The 1913-nt window shown below is 57.4% G+C and carries 1 protein-coding gene and 1 pseudogene; both read left to right on the top strand.

Annotated elements, in window-relative coordinates; genetic code table 11:
- Positions 1-123: 123 nt before the first annotated feature.
- Positions 124-306 (top strand): annotated as a pseudogene (locus GWC77_RS27505) (tyrosine-type recombinase/integrase); the annotation flags it as partial.
- A gap of 451 nt (positions 307-757) precedes the next feature.
- Entirely contained in the window at positions 758-1771 is a 1014-nt protein-coding gene (locus GWC77_RS27510; RefSeq protein WP_173262582.1) for a hypothetical protein, read from the top strand.
- The last annotated feature ends 142 nt before the right edge of the window (positions 1772-1913 follow it).

Below are 1913 nucleotides of genomic sequence, written 5' to 3' on the forward strand. Positions count from 1 at the left end.
GGCGGTGCTCAACCGCATGCTGGCCGCCGCACGCCCGAACTCCGTGCGCTGTAAGGTTCATGCCGCATAACCTGTGGGGAAAGGGGCGCATTGCACACTGCTCCGCCTCCATGCACCAACGCCTCGCCTCATGCGTTTCGCCATACTGTCGCGACGCAGATGCTCGCGAGCGGCGCCGCGCTCGAAGTCGTACAACAGACGTTGGGCCATGCGTCCCTCGGCACGACCTCGATTTACATTTCGCCGGAGCAGTCGCGCTTGCGCCGTGAAGCGGCCAAGTATCACGCACGGCTCAAGCAGCGCTGAGGCCGCGGGGCGGGTTTGACCGAAGGCGCCATCGATGGGGCGCGCAGGCGAGGTGGCCCACCCGAGCGGAATCGCTTCGCATGACGCCGACGTTTTACGCGGGAGCGGGAAAGCGCGCGCGCCAGGGTCTGACAATGGGCGCAGCAACACCTTCTTTGTTAATTATTGAGAACCATGCAACCAGTCAACTCGCCAGACAGTTCATTACGGACCACCGCTAGCGGCGCTCCAGCCACCGCCGGACGCAGCCCGACGCCGGCCCCATTTGCGCACGCGTCCGCACGGCATGGCGCTTTCCCCGCCCCCCCCCCCCTCCTTGGCCCCGCTGTATCTTCCAGGGACCCCAGCGCATTCGCCCTACGGGCCGTCGCAGGTCGGGCATCGCGGGTCCAACGCCGCTATTGGCCGCTCCATTCAGCGCTCGCTATCGACCCCGGCGGTGCCACCGCCTTTGAGCACAGACAGACTAGCTCGTACGAGCGGTTTTGAACTGATCACCACCCCTGCGCAAGCCGGGCGGCCGGCGCAAATCTCCCAAGCCCGGATCAATGCGCTTTCGTTCGAGGTCCATCCCACTATCGCGAGCTACGAAGGTCGAATTGCTTTTATCAATCGGGTCGCAGCTGAGATCAATTCGCTTTCGGCGGACTTGCCCATCACGGTCCTATCTCTCGGATCAGGACGTCTGTTGACGGAGCATTTAATCCACGAGCGACTTTTGAAGGACAAACAGCGGGCTGTCAGGTGGCGGTGCATTGATCCGATGTATGCGTCAAGGCGTGATAATGCTTTGGAAGCACGTAGGCAATTCAGCGCGCAAAAAACTAATCACTTTACATTCCCGTCGTCGACCGCCTACCTAGGTAAAGAAAGTGTTTTTAAGCAAGACCGAACTGGGTATGTGGTTATTCTGATCGCCGATCCACCGGCGCTGCGCCCTGAAGAGGAATCGCTCCTTACACCGGCACTGCGGAGCTCGGGAATGCTAATTCGTGGCCGGTCTGTGCCTGATATCGAAGAGTGCAACACCATATTGGTTTCCATGCTAAATCCTGGCCGACAAAGCGAAGAACACGCGCAAAGAACGGATGCTAGCATGCGCAACGGAAATTTGGTCTTTACTAATTCTTCAGTAAAATGCCAAATATCAATTTCCGGTCGCTATATCTTTCAGGCGTGTCGCTCTGAGGAGGCTGTCGCCGAAGCGTTATCTAAGTTTGCTGCACTGGAAGCAAGGCAAAATTCAAACAGAAGCTCGATGACGGAGCTTAATAAAATAGTCGACAGCTTTGTTCGAGAATTCAATAAGGACCCAACGTCTAAACAAGTCGCGACAAAGGTGGTTTACAGCGATTACGACAGAAGTGTCCAGGAGCTAAGACAAAAATCTTGCCTCTTCGATGGCTTGACAGTCGTTGCAAAATTCGAGAAAAATAAAATCAGTGTGACCAAGCCAAAGCATTGAATTGTGTGGCGCTGTGGCGTTGGTGCATGGAGGCGGAGCAGTGTGCAATGCGCCCCTTTCCCCACAGGTGATGCGGCATGAACCTTACAGCGCACGGAGTTCGGGCGTGCGGCGGCCAGCATGCGGTTGAGCACCGCCACAC

Source organism: Paraburkholderia sp. NMBU_R16, from assembly GCF_013282575.1.
Lineage (GTDB): Bacteria > Pseudomonadota > Gammaproteobacteria > Burkholderiales > Burkholderiaceae > Trinickia.